Raw genomic sequence first — 16597 nt, 5'->3', positions numbered from 1 at the left:
GCGGTCACCGGATCATGTAGACCTTTTTGATGGTCTCGTGGACGGTGCACACGCCTTTCCAGTCCTTGCGGAAAAACGCGGCGGTGTCCGGTTTGATCTCGATCACTTCGCCGGACTCGTGCACATAGGTGCAGCGGCCTTCGAGGAAATGGCAGAACTCGTCGCTGGTGACATGGCAAAACCACTTGCCCGGGGTGCAGATCCAGATGCCGCATTCAGACTGGCCTTCGGGTCCTTTGTGCAGCACCACGCCGGACACACGGGATTGACCTTCGAGCATGGTCGGGATCACGCCCCAATCCTTGACGTCGGTAATGCTCAGCGGGTCGTACAGAAACGGGGTAGTCATACATTTTCTCCAATAAAAGTCGGTCGGTAACCTGTAGGAGCCGGCTTGCCGGCGATTGCGTCGGGACAGTCGACACAGATGTCGCCCGGCGTACCGCTATCGCCAGCAAGCCGGCTGCTACAGGGGTTGCAGTGTTTTTCACAGGCTCAGGCCAGCATGTACACGTTGCGCAGGGTTTCCCGCACGTCGCACTCGCCGGTCCAGCCGGCCGGGAACAGCACCAGCGTGTTGGGGCGCACTTCAATCACTTCGCCGTTGTCGTTGCGGTAAGTCGCATGCCCTGCGATGAAATGACACAGCTCATCCCGGGGAATCGACAACCGCCAGCGGCCCGGAGTACACACCCACAATCCGGTTTCCGGGCTGTTGTTCGGGCCCTTGAACAGCAAGCGGCCGCTGGAATGCGAGACGCCTTCGACGGCATCGCTCTGCACGCCCCAGTCCACCAGGTCGGTGCGGCTGCTGACGGCTTCGAGGTACGGCGTGATACCCGCCGTGGTGGATGAGTCAGGCATCGTTGAGCACCTTGTCGAGAATCGCGGCCGCGTCTTGCGGCCCCTTGCGTGATTGCATTTGCGCGCTGGTGCGCTGCAGGCGTTGGCGCATCGCCTCGTCGTTGAGGCAGGCGTGGAGTTTTTCCGCGAGCTGTTCTTCGCTCCACTCATAGCGGTCGAGCTTGAAGCCGTGGCCGCTTTCTTCGGCGCGCATGGCGTTGTCGTGGCCGTCCCACACGTAGGACATGACAATCGCCGGTTTGCCGAAGAACAGGCACTCGGTGAAGCTGTTGTTGCCGCCGTGGTGGATCACCGCATCGACCTGGGCAATCACCGACGGTTGCGGGAACCAGTTGGAAATCTGCACGTTGTCCGGCAGGTCCGGGTATTCGTCGAGGTGTTCGCCGACATTGAACAGCGCCCGGTAAGGCAGCTTGCCCACCGCCTCGATCAGGCGCTTGAGCAAATCGACATCGCCGGAACCGAGGCTGCCGAAACTCGCATACAGCAACGGCTTGTCGTTATGCACGTGGAACTGCGGAATCTCATACGGCGTGTCGTGACGCACGCAACCTTGCAGGTAATGGAAACGTTCGGCCGGCAGCGGATGACGCCGGTCGAACTTGACCGCGTCCGGGTACAACAGCAGGTTCATGAACGGCGAAGCTTCGAAGAACGTACCCAGCGGATACGGCGCCTCTCCATGGGCTTGCAGGAACTGGTTGAAGTCCTCGTGAATCGGCTCGATCACCTCTTCAAAGCGCTGGCGAAATTGCGCCTGACCGACCTTGTCGTCGATGCTCATACCCGACAGGTGCGGCGGGATATCCGGGTCTTCGATCTCGTTTTCCGAGCAGGAAATGATCCGCACCCACGGTTTGCCGTACTGCTTGATCGCGGGGAACAGGATCACGTTGTCGACGCAGATCAGGTCGGGCTTGACCTTGTCCAGCACCGCAGGCAGATCCTTTTGCGCCCACTTCGCGGTTTCAACGATGGCCGCCCAGCATTCCTTGACGTAGTTGTCGATCTGCGCCAACGGTGACTTGCGGAAGTTCGGAATGTGCCCGTTGATGAAATCCACCCAGTAGCGGGCCATTTCTTCGGCCGGCATGGGTGCCGACATGTTCACCATGTGCTCCTCAAAACCATAACCGGCGTACACACCGCTCATGCCCGGGTCGGTGAGGAACACCGCTTTGTGGCCCAGGGCTTCACAGGCCTGGGCGATGCCGACTGAATTGAGCGCCGGGCCATAGGCGGCTTCGGGGAAGAATGCGATCACTTTCTGTTTCATCGAGTGCTACTCCTGCCGGGTCTTTTTATTGTTCAGCGCGTCAATACGCGGGCATGCCGGGCCTGCCAGCCCAGCCGGATGGTCGTGTCGATTGCAAAATGGGCGAATTCAAACTGAGAGGACGGCACACGCACGATCAGCGGTTTGTCGCTGAGCGGTGTCAGTACATGCAGGTTGGTGTCGAGGCCGTGGTAGGCGACTTCGACGATCTTGCCGCTGACCTGGTTGGCGCATTCGCCGCCCTGCTCCGTCAGCACTTGCAGGCGTTCCGGGCGCACCACCACGGCGACTGCCTGGCCGCTTACCAGCGGTGCGTCGGTGTCTACCTTCAGTTCCTGACCATTGACCCGCACCGAGTGCTGACCCGAGCGCACACCTTCGAGCAGGTTGCTGACGCCGATGAAGTTGGCCACGAAGCGGCTGTTGGGGTTTTCGTAAAGCTCGGTCGGGCTACCGCACTGGCAGACCTTGCCGCCGTCGAGCACCGCCATGCGGTCGGACATCACCAGGGCTTCTTCCTGGTCGTGGGTGACGATGATGAAGGTGATGCCGCTCTCGTGTTGCAGGCGCTTGAGTTCCAGCTGCATTTTTTCCCGCAGTTTTTTGTCGAGTGCGCCCAACGGCTCGTCGAGCAGCAACACACGCGGACGTTTGACCAATGCCCGCGCCAGCGCCACCCGCTGGCGCTGGCCACCGGAAAGCTGATCGGGCTTGCGCTCGGCCAGCTCACCCAGTTGCGCGGTGCTCAGCACTTCATCGACACGACGGCGGATTTCGCTTTCCGGCAGGCGCTCCATTTCCAGACCGTAGGCGATGTTCTTGCGCACGGTCATGTTGGGAAACAGCGCATAGGACTGAAACATCAGGTTCAACGGACGCTTGTTCGGCGGCAGTGGCGAGATGTCGTTGCCATCCAGATAAATGCAGCCACCGCTGGGGGTCTCGAAACCGGCGAGCATGCGCAACAGCGTGGTTTTGCCGCAGCCGGACGGACCGAGCAGCGCGAAAAACTCGTTCTCGCGGATGCTCAGTGACACCTCGTCGACCGCCAGACCGTTGCCATAAGACTTGCTGACCTTGTCCAGGATCAGTACCGCAGAAGAATTATTCATGGGTGCGAGGAGCCTTGTTGAGACGCTGCGAAGCCAGCAGCGCGGTGATGCTGACCAGCATCACCAGCGTCGCCAGAGCGTTGATTTCCGGGGTGACGCCGAAGCGGATCATGGCGTAGATCTGCATGGGCAAAGTCGTCGACGCCTGGCCGGAGCCGGAGTTGAAAAAGGCGATGATGAATTCGTCCACCGACAGGGTGAACGAGAGCAATCCACCAGCCAGCACACCGGGAAAAATCACCGGCAACAGCACCCGGCGGAACGTGGTGAACCAGCTCGCGCCGAGGTCGATCGAGGCTTCGAGGATCGAGTAGTCGAAGTGCTTGAGCCGCGTGCGCACCACGGCGCACACGAAGGCGATGTTGAACACCGCGTGGCTGATGATGATCGAGTGCAGGCCCAGACCGACCTTGAGCAGGTTGAAAAAGCTCAGCAGCGCAATCGCCAGCACGATGTCGGGAATGATCATCGGCGCCATCAGCAGGGTGTCGACCACCTGCCCCTTGTGGCTGTCCTTGCGGCGCAACTCGATGCCCAGCGCCAGGAACGTCCCGAGCACACAGGCAATGAAGGTCGCCGACAGCGCCACGATCAGGGTATTGAGCGCCGCCGACAGGATTGCCGTGTTGTGCGCCAGTGCCGCGTACCACTTCAGCGATACGCCGCCCCAGGCGGTCGGCAATCCGGACTTGTTGAACGACAACAGGATCAACACCAGGATCGGTATATAAAGGAAGGCGTACACCAGGCCCAGGTGCGAACTCAGTACGGCGCCGCTGACCGAACGTGACTGGCTCATGAGCGTGCCCCTTCTGCACGGCGCGCCACCAGTGCCTGGATGAACAACAGCACCAGCATGATCGCGATCAGGAAGAAGCTCAGCGCCGCACCGAACGGCCAGTCCCGCGCGGTGAGGAACTGCGAGTAGATCAGGTTGCCGACCATCTGCACCTGTTTGCCACCCAACAGGTCAGCGGTGATGAAGTTGCCGATACTCAGCACAAAGACAAACACCGAGCCTGCGGCGATGCCGGGAACGCTCAACGGCAGAATGATCCGGCGGAACGTCATCCAGCCCGAAGCGCCGAGGTCTCTGGAGGCGTCCCAGAGTTCGTTGTTGATGCGCGACAGCGAGGAGAAAATCGCCAGGATCACAAAGGGGATGTAGTTGTAGACCAACCCGAGTACCACGGCCGATTCGGTGTACAGCAAACTGATGGGTTCGCCGCTGTAGCCGAGCAGTTGCAACAGGCGGTTGATCAGGCCTTCGCGATTGAGCAGGACGATCCAGGCGTAAGTGCGGATCAGGTAGTTGCTCCAGAACGGCAGCATCACCAGAAACAGATACACCGCCTGACGCCGCCGTGGCGCACGGGCAATCGCATAGGCGGCCGGGTAGCCGATCAGCACCGCAAACAGCGTGGCCAGCCCGGCGATTTTTGCCGACTTGAGCAAGATGCCCAGGTACAGCGGATCGAAGGCGCGCTGGTAGTTTTCCCAGGTAAACAACCAATCAATGCCGCCATACGCACCGCGTTCGACGAAGCTGTAGACCAGCACCAGCAAACAGGGCACCACCAGAAACATCAGCAGCCAGCCGAAGCCGGGCGCAAGAAGCCAGGCCGACAGCCGCCTGTCAGCATGCAAAGCACTCATTAACCCTATCCTCCCGCCTCGGGACAGAGGCGGCTTGCGAACGTGGCGGGACCTGCCGGGCAGGCCCCGGATCGATGCGGCGTTAGTTCTGCGCCGCCATGATTTCGGTCACGGCGCGGGTGTAGGCCTTTTGCGTGGTGCCGCCCAGATCGCGCAATTGCTCCATCTTCACCAGCTCGCTCGGCGTCATGGTCAGGTTGGGGTATTGCTTGAGCAGGTCAGCGGACAACCCGGCCATTGCGGCCTGGTTGGGGATTTTGTAGAGGATGTTTTCAGCAACCCATACGTGGTTTTCCTTGGCCAGCATGAAGTTGATGAACTTGAAGGCCTCTTCCTGGTGCTTCGAACTTTTGAGCACCACCATGGTGTCTACCCACAGATCGGAACCTTCCTTGGGCACCACGAACTTGATCGCCGCGTTGGCCTGGGTGCCGTAGTTGCACCAGCCGTCCCAGGCGTGGGCCATCAGCGATTCGCCGGATGCGAGCTTGGAGTAGAAGGTGGTGTCGTCGAAGGACAGGATGCGTTTCTTGGTGGCGATCAGTTGATCGCGAACGGCGGCGATCTGCGCCGGGTCACTGTCGTTGACCGACCAGCCCTTGGCGAGGAAACCGGCGCCGAGCATCCAGCGGTCGGTAGCCAGCATCGTCACCTTGCCCTTGAGCGCATCGCTCGGATTAAGCAGCTCGTTCCAGCTTTGTGGTGCCGGTGTCACCTTGTCGGAGCGATAGCAAATACCGGTCGTGCCCCAGGTGTAGGGCACCGAGAAATGGTTGCCGGCGTCGTATTCCAGCTGGGTGGCTTCGGGATAGAGGTTTTTCAGGTTGGGCACTTTGACCGGATCGATGTCCGCCAGCAGCCCCTGCTTGTGCAGGACTTCGGCGAAGGGCGAGGAGACGAACACCACGTCATACCCTTCACCGCCGGACGCCATGAGCTTGCCCATGATTTCTTCGTTGGTGGCGTGCAGCGCCTTGTCGACGTCCACACCGCTGGCCACCTTGAACTTCTCCAGCGCATCCGGGGCCATGTAGCCGTCCCAGATGGAGATCACCATGTCTTTCGCACTTGCAGCCTGTGAAGCGATCGCCAGGGAAACGGCCAATCCTGCGCACAGAAGATCATTCAGCTTGCTCATAAATACTCACCCGACGATTGTTTGTTTTGTTGTGTTCGAAGGCAGTACGGCAAAACGAGAAACGATTGCTTGTGTTTTTTTTTAGAAATTAGGACCAGTATCAAAAGATGTCAACGCATTTCTTCCAGCCTGACGATGGGCCGGCGCATGGCATAAGATGAGCACCTGAGCCCGACAGCGGATCACCACGAGAAAAGACGCTTGAGCACGACAGCCGAAAAAAAACCGCGCACCAATCACCTGGAACTGGCCCGCCGTATCCTCGAACACACTCAGGAAAGCGGACTGGTTGCCGGGGACCCGGTGGCCGAGCAGGCCCTGGCCCGCACTTTTCAGGTCTCGCGCACACTGATTCGCGGCGCACTGAAAGTGCTGCTGGAAGAAAACCTGCTGAGCCACGAAGCCGGCAAGGGCTACCGATTGCTGACCTCCCCGACAGGCCAGGCATTCAACGCGACCCTGCCACAAGCCGCAGAAGAAGAACTGGCCGCCTCGGTATTGCGTGATCGCATGGCCGGACGGCTGGGTGACAGCATCAGCATCAGCGAACTGATGCGCCGCTACGACATCGGCCGGCCAGCGGCGCAAAAAGCCCTCCAGCAATTGAGCGAAAGCCAGGCCATCGAGCGCGGCCCCGGCCAGTCCTGGCTGTTTCGCCCGTCGCTGAACAGCCTGGCCGCCCTTGAGGAAAGCCTGAAATTCCGCTTGATTCTGGAGCCCGAAGCGCTGCTCAGCCCAAGCTTCACTGCCGACCCGCAACGCCTGAGCCTGTTGCGCAGTGCCTCGCAAAGCCTGCTCGCCAGCCCCGTAGAAGATTTCGACATCCAGCAATTTCGCGAGCTGGACATCAGCTTCCACGAACTGTTGGCCCAGAGCTGCGGCAACCGCTTCATCAGCGACGCTCTGCTCCAGCATCAAAGCCTGCGGCGCCTGCCGAATTTGCTGCCCTCGGTCAGCGTGCACCGCCTGCAGGAAGCCCTGCGCGAGCACCTGCAAATCATCGCGCACATCGAGCGCGGGCAGATGGAGATCGCCGCCGACCTGCTGCGCCTGCACCTGCGCCTGAGCGCCGCGCAACGCCCGCAAACCGCCAACCGTGGCATCCCGCAAAGTCATCATTTGGGGCGCCGTTAAGCACCTCGTAAAAACATGATGATTTTTTTTTGAAAATAAGACAGCATCCAAAACACCTTCAGGAGCGGCGGGTCTGACCCGCCATGGACAGTCCCTCGCCATGCAAAAACAAAAACTGATCGCCCTGTTTCCGGAAGCCAGTTTCGGCGCGGCCCTGAACTGCATTGGTATCGCTCAGTCGCTGCGTGAGCTGGGCGCCAGGCCGGTGTTCATCTGCCACGAGCATTTTCAGGGGCTGTTCGCCGAATACGGTTTCGACGAATACCCGATTCCACAAGTGAGCCCATTGTCGGCGGCGGAACATCAGCATTACTGGGAGCGCTTCATCGAACGCAGCATTCCCTACTTCGACCAGACCCCATTGGCGCAGATCGACAGCTATGTCGCGCCGGCCTGGGAAGCGATCATCGACACCGCGATCGAAGCGGAAAAACCCTTGCAGCAGTTGCTCAGCCGCCTGAAACCGGACGTCATCGTGCTCGACAACGTGGTGATGTTCCCGGCCATCGCCAACGCGGGTTGCCCTTGGGTGCGCGTGGTGTCCTGCGCCGAAACCGAACTGCCGGATGCCAACGTTCCGCCGTACCTGTCCGGCTGCCTGACCCGTGACACCGCAGCCTGCGAACGCTACACCGAGCAATATCTCAAGGCTGTCGCGCCGGCCCATGAACGCTTTTCGCATTTTCTCCTGAGCAACAATACGGCGCCCTGTCCTGCGGGACAGTTCCTCACTGACTCGCCATGGCTCAACCTGCTGCTGTCACCGACGCCAGTACGCTATGCACGCCAGCAACCGCTCGATCCGCAGCGATACGTCTACCTCGATGGTTGCGTACGACGAGAAGCGCCCTACATCGTCCCGGACTTTCCACGGTACAACGACGCGCCGCTGATTTATCTCAGCTTCGGCAGCCTCGGCGCCGCCGATACCGGGATGATGAAGCGCCTGATCAACACAATCGAAACCTTGCCATACCGTTTCCTGGTCAACGTCGGCGCCTACCGCGACATGTACACCACCGTGCCGGACAACGTGTACCTCGACAGCTGGTTTGCCCAACCGGCAGTGCTCAAGGAGTGCGATGTGTTCATTCATCACGGGGGCAACAACAGCTTCTGCGAGGCGCTGTATTTCGGTTTGCCGTCGCTGATCATTCCCTATTGCTGGGACGGCCACGACAACGCCGCCCGCGCCGGGGAAGTCGGCGTCGGTCGCTATCTTCCACGGTTCGCCGATCCCTTGGCCGCACTGCCCGCCGCCCTCGAACAGCTGCTGAGCGACCAACCGATGAAACAACGCCTCAAATCGTTCAGCGAGCGCATGCAGGCAACACGCGGCACCGACATTGCCGCGCGCGCCATTCTTGACCTCTAGCCAAAACAACAAAAAACCGTCGGGCAACCGAACGCAATCGTCGCTGCCCGACACACCGCCGGAGTTTCAGCATGAATGTCCCATCGCGTTTCGATGCGCTTGACCGTGCCCTGCCTCACCCCTTCTGGCAGGACACCGTGACACCGCCGCCCGCCGCGCCCTCCGTCAGCGGGTCGGTATCGTTCGATCTGGTGGTGGTCGGCGGTGGATTCACCGGATTGTGGACCGCCCTGCTGGCGCGCCAACGCAGCCCCGGGCTGAGTATCGCAATTGTCGAGGCACGGCGTTGCGGCGGTGAGGCCAGCGGGCGCAACGGTGGTTTCTGCGCGCCGAGCATTTCCCACGGGGTGTCCAACGCGCTCAAGCGCTGGCCCGATGAAGCCGGGCAACTGATCCGCCTGGGCCGGCAGAACCTCGATGAACTGGCTGCCGACCTGCAACGCTACGGCATGAACGTCGAGTTCGAACGCCACGGCAAACTCAACGTCGCCAGCCAGCCCTGGCAGGTCGATGGCCTGCGCTCGATGCAACGCAACTACGCCCGTTTCGGCATTGATTGCCAGTGGCTCGAAGGCAGCGATCTGACACACAAGCTCGACTCCCCGGCGTACACGGCCGGTCTGTTCGAACCCAACTACGCCCTGCTCAACCCGGCAAAAATGGCCGCTGAACTGCGCAGGGTTTGCCTTGAGCAAGGCATTCAATTGTTCGAAAACAGTCCGGTGCTGCAACTGGATGCCGGCAACGACGGCCTGCGCTTGCGCACTGCCGATGCAGAAGTGATCGCTGGACAAGTCGCCCTCGCCACCAATATCGCCCCGCCGTTGCTCGGGCATTTGGCCTCAACGGTGATTCCGGTCTACGACTACTCACTGGTTACCGAGCCGCTGAGCGATGCACAACTGGCCGCCATCGGCTGGACCGGGCGCTACGGTATCGCCGATTCCGGCAACCAGTTCCACTACCTGCGCAAAACCGCCGACAACCGGATTCTCTGGGCCGGTTACGACGCTATCTACCATTTCGGCGCGCGCCGCGACGAAGCGCTGACCCAACGCCCGCAAAGCTTCCAGCGGCTGGCCGAACAGTTTCAGCAGACCTTTCCCGCCCTGCATGATGTGCGCTTCAGCCATGCCTGGGGCGGCATCATCGACACCTCGGCACGCACCACGATGTTCACCGGTTGCGAGCACCAGGGCCGCGTCGCCTATGCGTTGGGCTTCACCGGGCAAGGCGTGTCCGCCAGTCGCTTCGCCGCGCTGAACATGCTCGACCTGTTGGCTGGCGAGCGCACTGAACGAACCGAGCTGTTGATGACCTCCAAGGCACCGTTCCGCTTTCCACCTGAACCCTTGCGCTACGTCGGCGTGAAACTGGCCCAGCGTTCATTAGCGCGGGAGGACCGTGACGGTCACCGCAACTTGCTGCTCAAGACCTTCGATGCCTTTGGCATCGGCTTCGATTCCTGACCCGGAGAACCCCATGTCCACAGCCCTGCCCCGGCACGTCATCGACTTCGCCAGCGACCTTGTCCCCCGTGAAACCGAGATCAACGACCCGGCCGTGGTCGACGTGCCTTACCACAGCAGGAGTTGGCGGCACTTTGTCCAGCCCGAGAAAAACGCGGTGGCCGGCCTCTGGGAAGCCGGCCCGCATCTGGAGCGCTGTCAGTGCGATTACGATGAGCTTTGCCACATCCTCGAAGGTACGGTGCGCCTGACCGACGCCGAGGGTGTCAGCCGCACCTTCACAGCAGGCGATTCGTTTGTGGTGGCCAGTGGTTTCAATGGCACGTGGGAAAACCTCACGCCGGTGCGCAAGGTGTATTTCATTCTCGGGTGACAGGTCACTCAGACGACTGGCGTACCTGATTACGCCCGTTGCGCTTGGCCTGATACAGCGCGTCATCGGCGCGGGTCAGCAGGCTTTCCGGATAGTCGCCGGGCTGAGCGTGGGCCACGCCGAATGAAGCGGTGATGGTGTCCAGCACGGTGTTGGTGCCTCGGGCCTTGACCCGCAGCGACTGGATCTTCAAGCGCAACCGCTCGGCGAAAGCCGCCGCGCTGGCCAGATCCTGGCAATCGTTGAGCACCACGCAGAACTCTTCACCGCCGTATCGCGCTGCAATCGCTTCGGCTGGCAGCGCCTCGCGCAACACGTGGGCGACGTGCTGCAGAACCCGGTCGCCCAGCGGATGGCCGTATTGATCATTGAACTGCTTGAAGTGGTCGATATCCAGTATCACCAGTGCAACGCCTTTGGGCGCTTTGCTCAATGCCTGCTCCAGCTTGCGATTGAAGGTGGCGCGGTTGAACAGTTCGGTCAGGCCATCGAGCGTTGCCGCCAGCTGCGCACGCTCGAGCTTGTCGCGCAGGGTTTTGATTTCATGCTGCGCCGATTGCAATTGCGCGAGGAAATGTTCCTGCTGACCCTGCATGAGCCGGGTGCTCTGCTGCAACTGGATCAGAATGCTTGGCAAGCGCTCGCTCGCAGGCTCTTCGAGCATTTGCAGGAATTGGCCAAGGCTGGCCTGGAAGTTCTGGTTGCCCTTCACGCTGCGCGATACATCGCGCTCCATGTCGTCGACCAGGTTGATCGCTTCCTGCTGCCCGGAGCGGGCGTCCGCCAGCTCATCGCGAATGATGTATTCGCGAAACAGCCTGGTGGCGGACTCTGGCGGGAAGTAATCGAAATCGTTGAGCACCCGGTCCAGATGCCGATTGAGCTCGGGTTCCTGGCCTTTGCTGTAGGTGTACCAGAGCGCGTAGTGCACCGGATTGGGCGCAATGTTGTGACGAACCATCAGCGGCACTGCCTGCTTGAGCAATGCCGCCGCCTCTCGGGAGTCTTCTGGATACAGCGCTAGAACAGTCGCACGCGTCTCGGATTGGCTCATGGCTTCACTGTGGTTGTTTATCATTGGCGTTTGCAAACTCGCTGAGCATAACCATACGCCCGACAAACGGCCATCCCGACTTGCACCACAATTCAATCCGATTGGTTTTTTATGGCGCCGACTCAGTTCCCCGGCGTGTCAGTCAACCAGGATGTTGATGCTGACGACCTCATCGCGGGCAGGCCCGTTCCCACAGGGTCCCATGTTGCTACACGACCGTCGTATCAGCGCGCAGCCCAGGCGTTGAAGCGCTGTTCAAGCTCCTCGCCATGGTCGACCCAGAACTCGGCATCCACGGCACGGGCACCGGCCAGGTTGGCTTCGGCGGTCGGCAGTTGTTCCTGCACGTCCTTGGGCAGCAACGGCAGGGTCTGGCGATGCACCGGGCCGTACGGGATGGTTTGCGAAAAGACTTTTTGCGTTTGCGGCTGGCTGGCAAATGCGATGAAGTCTTCGGCCAGTGCCTTGTTCGGCGTGCCCTTGACCACCGCCCAGTATTCCGGGTCGTACAGGCTTTGCGGCCAGACGATGCTCAGTTCCATGCCTTCCTTTTGCGCCGAGGCGATCCGGCCGTTGTAGGCCGCGCTCATCACCACGTCGCCGGCAATCAGCCACTGCGCCGGTTGGGCACCCGCCTCCCACCACTGGATATTCGGCTTGATCTGGTCGAGCTTGGCGAAAGCCCGCGTCACGCCTTGCGGGGTATTCAGGACCTTGTAGATGTCGTCCGCTTTGACACCGTCAGCCAGCAAAGCAATTTCCAGCGTGTACTTGGCGCTCTTGCGCAAACCGCGCTTGCCCGGGAAGTCAGCCACGTTCCAGAAGTCCGCCCAGGATTGCGGCGCCTTGGCCTGTTTGCTCTGGTCATAGGCCATGACCATTGACCAGACATAGGTCGCCACCCCGCATTCGGTCAGCGCACCGGGCACGAAATTCGCGGCATCTCCAAAGCGCCCTGCGTCCAGCTTCTCGAACAAGCCTTCCTCGCAACCGCGCAACAGCTCCGGGCTTTCGACTTCGACCACGTCCCAACTGGTGTGACCGGCCGAGACCATCGCCTTGATCTTCGACAATTCGCCGTTGTACTCACCGGCCACGATGTTGCCTGCGCCGCTGGCGTTGAAGGGCTGGAAATAGGCCTTATCCTGGGCCTGTTTGGTGGCACCGCCGAAGGAAATCACCGTAAGGCTCTGGGGCGCCGCGAGCACACTGCCGCTCAACAGCGCCAGGGCAAACGGAACACTGTAACGCAAGGATCTGGACATGGATCGCTTCCTCGGGCCTGGTCGACCCATTGTTGTTATCTGTCGTTGTGCTCACTCAAAAACGTTGCGAGGCGATCCATCAGGAGGTCACACGCGGCCATCTGTTCGACGCTGACAAATTCATCGGGCTTGTGCCCCTGGTCCATGCTGCCGGGACCGCAGACCACCGAAGGAATGCCGGCCTGATCGAACAGCCCGCCTTCGGTGCCAAACGCGACCGTGCTGAAGTCATCGCTGCCGCACAGTTGCGCAATCAAACGGGCCGCCGCGCTGTCGGCAGGTGTTGCCAGCCCCGGATAGGCGCAGATCTTTTCAAAGCGAATCGAGGTGTCGGCTTTTACCGCCTGCATCGCCGGCAGCAAGGTTTGCTCGGCATAGGTTTGCAGTTCATCGGCGACCGCTTGCGGGGCAAAGTCCGGCAAGGCGCGCACTTCGAAATCAAAGCGGCAGTTCTCGGGCACGATGTTCAATGCCGTCCCACCGTTTATCACGCCGACCTGCACCGTCGAATACGCCGGATCGAAGCGCTCGTCGTGATGCTGCGGTTGCGCCAGGCGTGTGCCGATTTCACCCAACCGACCGATCAGCCGAGCAGCCTGCTCGATGGCGTTCACCCCATAAGGCGCGTAGGCCGAATGGCACGGCGCACCGTGAACATGGCAACGCATCGCCAGTTTGCCCTTGTGCCCGAGCACCGGTTTGAGCTCGGTCGGCTCGCCGATCAAACACATGGCCGGTGCCGGAATGCGCTGGGGCAGCACTTGCAGCAAGCTGCGCACACCGAGGCAGCCGACCTCCTCGTCGTAGGAAAACGCCAGATGCACAGGGCGCTTCAAAGGGCTGGCGAGAAACATCGGCACGGCCGCCAGGACAGACGCCAGATACCCTTTCATATCGGCGGTGCCGCGCCCGAACAACTTGCCATTCGCCTCGCTCAGGCTGAACGGTTCAACCGTCCATGCCTGACCGTCCACCGGGACCACGTCGGTGTGCCCGGACAGCACGATGCCACCGACCACCCTCGGGCCGACCGTGGCCAACAGGTTGGCCTTGGTCCGCTCGGTGTTGTAGATCAGTTCGCAATCCACACCCAGTTCGTGCAGGTAGTCACGCACGTATTCGATCAGCGCCAGGTTCGAATCACGGCTGACCGTGGCGAACCCGATCAACCGCGCAAGCATGGCGCGGCTGCGCAACTCACTCATCGCCGGGCACTCCATAGCTCGGTGCCAGGGTCGGATTGAGGGCGCGGGTCAGGTAATCCTGAAGCTGCGGCTCGTAGGCTTTCCACAGTTTGCCCAGCTCGCCAATCGGATTTTCCTCGGCCCAGTCCACACGCAGGTCGACGATTGGCCAGGTCAGGTCACCCACCACCGACATGGCTGCCGAGTGCACCGCACCGGCTTCACCACCAGCGTCTTGCCCGGCCTGCAAAGCGTTCATCAGCCGGGTGGCAAGACAGCCTTCGCTGTTTTCGAAGGCCGCGACCATCGCCTCGATCACCCCACTGTTGGCCAGCAAGTTGCCGGCCGCCACGCATTGGTCACCGGCCACGGCGTTATTGATGCCCAACGCCTGATTGCCGCTGAACACCGCCGTACGACCCTGGGCATCGACCACTGCCACCTGCCGATACTGGCTGTAGCCGTTACGGGTCAACGAGTGGTCCAGCGCCTGGGGCGGCGCAGAGCCGCTGGCCAGTTCATCGAGGATCTGCGGGCCGAGGGCCGGCAGCGTGATGTTCTGGCTCGACACTGCGCCGACACCGGCCCGCAACCAAGGGCAACGCGCGCCAACGGCAATGCTCGAAGAGCTGATGGCAATGCCCAGCTGGCCGGTTTCGGCGCAGCGACCCACGATGGAAAAAGTCATGGCCAATTCCTTATTCAGGGATAACAGCGATCACATCGATTTCCATCAGCCACTGCGGCTGGCCAAGGGCGCTGACCACCAGCCCGGTGGAAATCGGGAACACGCCCTTGAGCCACTTGCCGACTTCCTGGTACACCGGCTCGCGGTAGCGCGGGTCGATCAGGTAGGTGGTGGTCTTGACGATGTGGCTCAGGTCGCTGCCCGCCTCCTCCAGCAATTGCTTGACGTTGCGCATGGCCTGCTCGGCCTGGGCGCGTGGATCACCAAGACCCACCAGTTGACCGTTGAAGTCGGTGCCGACCTGACCGCGCACATACACCGTGTTGCCGGCGCGCACGGCCTGGCACAGGTCGTTGTCGAGCGTCTGGTTCGGGTAGGTGTCTTTGGTATTGAACATGCGGATGCGGGTATGAGTAGGCATCAACGAACTCCCATGAGGCTGGCTTTCTGAACAGGGGCGGCGGCTTGGCGCTGGGTCGCATCCCGATAGTCGAGATAGGTGTGCTGCTTAACGATGTGGTCGGCGATGTGCTTGGCGTCGTGCCAAACGCCCCAGATAAACGCGGAACCGCGACGGGATTGCCATGGCAGGCCAACGAAATACACGCCTGACTCGGAGGACACACCGCGCTGATGCTGTGGCTTGCCGTTGTCCTTGAAGGCGTCGACTTTCAGCCAGCTGTAATCGGTGGAGTAACCGGTAGCCCAGATGATGGTGGTGACGCCGGCCTTGAGCAGGTCCAGTTCAAGGATTGGATGGGTCACACAGTCCGGGTCCGCCAGCATGGCGCGGGCTTCAGGCTCCAGCGGCAGGTCGAGGCCGTTGCGTTCGATGTAGGCATCGGCCTTGTCGAGCAGCGCCAGGTAGTTTTCATCGCCACGTTCAATGTTGTCGGCGAGGTTGTCTTCGAAACTCACCACAGCGCCGTTGAACGACTGGGTCAGGCCGACCAGGGTCATGCCTTGATGGGCCAGGCGACGGAAGTCCACGGTGTGCCCGCCACGGGCACCGCTCACAGCGATAGTCACGTGTTCCTTGCCCGGCTGCATGGCTTCGGCATCCCACTCGCCGAGCACGCCCAGCCACCAGCAAAAATCGCGGTTGCGATAGGCACGAGGCGGACGATCGTGCGCGCCGACCGACAGGTAGACCTGCTTGCCGGAACGTTGCAGTTCATCGGCGATCTGCACGCCCGATGAACCGGCGCCGATCACCAGTACCGCACCTTCGGTCAGTTGCTGCGGGTTGTAATATTGCGCCGAGTGAATCTGGGTGATGCCGGCGATTTCAGGCGCAATCGGCGGAATGGCCGGACGCTGGAACGGACCAGTGGCGACCACCACGTGCCGGGCCTCGATCACGCCATCGGAGGTTTCAACCGTAAAACCTGGGCGGTCGGCATTGCGTTCCACTTTCTTGACTTCAACACCGGTGCGGATCGGCGCGTTGAACTTGCGGGCATAGGCTTCGAAGTACGCAGCCACCTGCTCTTTGCCGGCGAAGGCATCCGGGTCCAGACCGTCAAATTCCAGCCCCGGAAAGCGGTCGTGCCATGCAGGGCCGTTGGCCACCAGCGAATCCCAGCGACCGGTGCGCCAGGCTTCGGCGATACGATTGCGCTCCACAACGAGGTGAGGCACACCGAGCTTGCTCAGGTGTTCACTCATGGCCACGCCGGCCTGGCCGGCGCCCACTACAAGCGTATCAATTTCGGTCTTGTCTACTGTCATGGCTGTGCACTTCTGAAAGGTGGTTTGATTCAGGTCGGTCATGGCTGCCGCCTCGATTCTGATCACTGTTGTTCTTCTGCTGCGGCTATCGGTGTCTGGGTGTTGGCCGCATTCTGTTCGGAGCCGGGGATTAGCGAAATTATGTTTTTTGTGGTCGCTGGCGAGGAAAAAGCGTCGAGCCGACCGGTCGGCTGTGCGAGGTTGCGGGTGGTCGGATCCCGGCCTATGGTCCTAGCGATGCAATGCCGGCGATTGACGCCTGATGGCACAGCGCCGGC

The 16597-nt window shown here is 61.1% G+C and carries 17 protein-coding genes; 4 read left to right on the top strand and 13 right to left on the bottom strand.

The genetic code is table 11. The features are described 5' to 3' along the window. Nucleotides 1-4: 4 nt before the first annotated feature. The 7 genes from QMK58_RS12545 to QMK58_RS12515 form a co-directional block, all read right to left on the bottom strand. Nucleotides 5-349, bottom strand: a complete 345-nt coding sequence (locus QMK58_RS12545; protein WP_053161120.1) for a cupin domain-containing protein — start codon at nucleotides 347-349, stop codon at nucleotides 5-7. Between the two features lie 146 nt (nucleotides 350-495). Continuing rightward, entirely contained in the window at nucleotides 496-864 is a 369-nt protein-coding gene (locus tag QMK58_RS12540; RefSeq protein ID WP_053161121.1) for a cupin domain-containing protein, read from the bottom strand. Beyond that, on the bottom strand, nucleotides 857-2140 hold the full coding sequence (locus tag QMK58_RS12535; RefSeq protein WP_320396373.1) for a glycosyltransferase: 1284 nt from the start codon (nucleotides 2138-2140) through the stop codon (nucleotides 857-859). Before QMK58_RS12535 ends, QMK58_RS12540 begins: the two co-directional genes overlap by 8 nt. 32 nt (nucleotides 2141-2172) lie before the next feature. Then, nucleotides 2173-3252, bottom strand: coding sequence for an ABC transporter ATP-binding protein (locus tag QMK58_RS12530; RefSeq protein ID WP_053161125.1), 1080 nt, complete (start codon nucleotides 3250-3252; stop codon nucleotides 2173-2175). Next, nucleotides 3245-4051: an ABC transporter permease gene (locus QMK58_RS12525; RefSeq protein WP_053161126.1), complete on the bottom strand. Its 807-nt coding sequence runs from the start codon at nucleotides 4049-4051 to the stop codon at nucleotides 3245-3247. Before QMK58_RS12525 ends, QMK58_RS12530 begins: the two co-directional genes overlap by 8 nt. Then, nucleotides 4048-4908, bottom strand: coding sequence for an ABC transporter permease (locus tag QMK58_RS12520; RefSeq protein ID WP_053161127.1), 861 nt, complete (start codon nucleotides 4906-4908; stop codon nucleotides 4048-4050). Before QMK58_RS12520 ends, QMK58_RS12525 begins: the two co-directional genes overlap by 4 nt. Nucleotides 4909-4990: 82 nt before the next feature. Then, nucleotides 4991-6046, bottom strand: a complete 1056-nt coding sequence (locus tag QMK58_RS12515) for a spermidine/putrescine ABC transporter substrate-binding protein (RefSeq protein WP_053161129.1) — start codon at nucleotides 6044-6046, stop codon at nucleotides 4991-4993. 201 nt (nucleotides 6047-6247) lie between these two features. Between QMK58_RS12515 and QMK58_RS12510 the strand changes: the two genes are divergently transcribed. From QMK58_RS12510 to QMK58_RS12495, 4 genes are all read left to right on the top strand, one after another. Beyond that, the gene (locus tag QMK58_RS12510) at nucleotides 6248-7180 is read left to right on the top strand and encodes a GntR family transcriptional regulator (protein ID WP_053161131.1); all 933 of its coding nucleotides are present in this window, start codon (nucleotides 6248-6250) and stop codon (nucleotides 7178-7180) included. Between the two features lie 100 nt (nucleotides 7181-7280). Next, the gene (locus tag QMK58_RS12505) at nucleotides 7281-8555 is read left to right on the top strand and encodes a glycosyltransferase (RefSeq protein ID WP_320396372.1); all 1275 of its coding nucleotides are present in this window, start codon (nucleotides 7281-7283) and stop codon (nucleotides 8553-8555) included. Between the two features lie 71 nt (nucleotides 8556-8626). Beyond that, a complete protein-coding gene (locus tag QMK58_RS12500; RefSeq protein ID WP_320396371.1) occupies nucleotides 8627-10024 on the top strand; it encodes an FAD-dependent oxidoreductase in 1398 nt (465 codons plus the stop codon). A gap of 13 nt (nucleotides 10025-10037) precedes the next feature. Then, the gene (locus QMK58_RS12495) at nucleotides 10038-10397 is read left to right on the top strand and encodes a cupin domain-containing protein (RefSeq protein ID WP_053161136.1); all 360 of its coding nucleotides are present in this window, start codon (nucleotides 10038-10040) and stop codon (nucleotides 10395-10397) included. Nucleotides 10398-10401: 4 nt separating this feature from the next. On the opposite strand, the gene QMK58_RS12490 is transcribed toward QMK58_RS12495, so the two are convergent. The 6 genes from QMK58_RS12490 to QMK58_RS12465 all read right to left on the bottom strand — a co-directional run bounded on the left by QMK58_RS12490 (nucleotide 10402) and on the right by QMK58_RS12465 (nucleotide 16361). Continuing rightward, nucleotides 10402-11451 carry a GGDEF domain-containing protein gene (locus QMK58_RS12490; RefSeq protein WP_156322369.1) on the bottom strand — a complete coding sequence of 350 codons (1050 nt, stop codon included), beginning with the start codon at nucleotides 11449-11451 and terminating at the stop codon, nucleotides 10402-10404. A gap of 224 nt (nucleotides 11452-11675) precedes the next feature. After that, nucleotides 11676-12716: an ABC transporter substrate-binding protein gene (locus QMK58_RS12485; RefSeq protein WP_053161140.1), complete on the bottom strand. Its 1041-nt coding sequence runs from the start codon at nucleotides 12714-12716 to the stop codon at nucleotides 11676-11678. A gap of 35 nt (nucleotides 12717-12751) precedes the next feature. Next, nucleotides 12752-13921, bottom strand: a complete 1170-nt coding sequence (gene argE, locus QMK58_RS12480; RefSeq protein ID WP_053161142.1) for an acetylornithine deacetylase — start codon at nucleotides 13919-13921, stop codon at nucleotides 12752-12754. Further along, complete coding sequence (locus QMK58_RS12475; protein WP_053161143.1) at nucleotides 13914-14588, bottom strand: DUF1028 domain-containing protein; 675 nt, start codon at nucleotides 14586-14588, stop codon at nucleotides 13914-13916. The genes argE and QMK58_RS12475 overlap by 8 nt, the downstream gene beginning before the upstream one ends. Before the next feature lie 10 nt (nucleotides 14589-14598). Further along, on the bottom strand, nucleotides 14599-15009 hold the full coding sequence (locus QMK58_RS12470; RefSeq protein ID WP_003201555.1) for a RidA family protein: 411 nt from the start codon (nucleotides 15007-15009) through the stop codon (nucleotides 14599-14601). Continuing rightward, entirely contained in the window at nucleotides 15009-16361 is a 1353-nt protein-coding gene (locus tag QMK58_RS12465) for a flavin-containing monooxygenase (RefSeq protein ID WP_172681838.1), read from the bottom strand. The genes QMK58_RS12470 and QMK58_RS12465 overlap by 1 nt, the downstream gene beginning before the upstream one ends. Nucleotides 16362-16597 lie beyond the last annotated feature (236 nt).

Source organism: Pseudomonas sp. P8_241, from assembly GCF_034008315.1.
Taxonomy (GTDB): domain Bacteria; phylum Pseudomonadota; class Gammaproteobacteria; order Pseudomonadales; family Pseudomonadaceae; genus Aquipseudomonas.
The sequence above is the reverse complement of the archived record's forward strand: the minus strand, read 5'-3'. Positions and strand labels throughout refer to the sequence as shown.

Excerpts from the sequence above, each read along its gene's own strand:
- QMK58_RS12475 (WP_053161143.1), bottom strand. The coding sequence starts at position 14,588 with ATGACTTTTTCCATCGTGGGTCGCTGCGCCGAAACCGGCCAGCTGGGC.
- QMK58_RS12485 (WP_053161140.1), bottom strand. The coding sequence starts at position 12,716 with ATGTCCAGATCCTTGCGTTACAGTGTTCCGTTTGCCCTGGCGCTGTTG.
- QMK58_RS12515 (WP_053161129.1), bottom strand. The coding sequence starts at position 6,046 with ATGAGCAAGCTGAATGATCTTCTGTGCGCAGGATTGGCCGTTTCCCTG.
- QMK58_RS12535 (WP_320396373.1), bottom strand. The coding sequence starts at position 2,140 with ATGAAACAGAAAGTGATCGCATTCTTCCCCGAAGCCGCCTATGGCCCG.
- QMK58_RS12470 (WP_003201555.1), bottom strand. The coding sequence starts at position 15,009 with ATGCCTACTCATACCCGCATCCGCATGTTCAATACCAAAGACACCTAC.
- QMK58_RS12540 (WP_053161121.1), bottom strand. The coding sequence starts at position 864 with ATGCCTGACTCATCCACCACGGCGGGTATCACGCCGTACCTCGAAGCC.
- QMK58_RS12465 (WP_172681838.1), bottom strand. The coding sequence starts at position 16,361 with ATGACCGACCTGAATCAAACCACCTTTCAGAAGTGCACAGCCATGACA.
- QMK58_RS12495 (WP_053161136.1), top strand. The coding sequence starts at position 10,038 with ATGTCCACAGCCCTGCCCCGGCACGTCATCGACTTCGCCAGCGACCTT.
- QMK58_RS12530 (WP_053161125.1), bottom strand. The coding sequence starts at position 3,252 with ATGAATAATTCTTCTGCGGTACTGATCCTGGACAAGGTCAGCAAGTCT.
- QMK58_RS12525 (WP_053161126.1), bottom strand. The coding sequence starts at position 4,051 with ATGAGCCAGTCACGTTCGGTCAGCGGCGCCGTACTGAGTTCGCACCTG.
- QMK58_RS12500 (WP_320396371.1), top strand. The coding sequence starts at position 8,627 with ATGAATGTCCCATCGCGTTTCGATGCGCTTGACCGTGCCCTGCCTCAC.
- QMK58_RS12505 (WP_320396372.1), top strand. The coding sequence starts at position 7,281 with ATGCAAAAACAAAAACTGATCGCCCTGTTTCCGGAAGCCAGTTTCGGC.
- QMK58_RS12520 (WP_053161127.1), bottom strand. The coding sequence starts at position 4,908 with ATGAGTGCTTTGCATGCTGACAGGCGGCTGTCGGCCTGGCTTCTTGCG.
- QMK58_RS12490 (WP_156322369.1), bottom strand. The coding sequence starts at position 11,451 with ATGAGCCAATCCGAGACGCGTGCGACTGTTCTAGCGCTGTATCCAGAA.
- QMK58_RS12545 (WP_053161120.1), bottom strand. The coding sequence starts at position 349 with ATGACTACCCCGTTTCTGTACGACCCGCTGAGCATTACCGACGTCAAG.
- argE (WP_053161142.1), bottom strand. The coding sequence starts at position 13,921 with ATGAGTGAGTTGCGCAGCCGCGCCATGCTTGCGCGGTTGATCGGGTTC.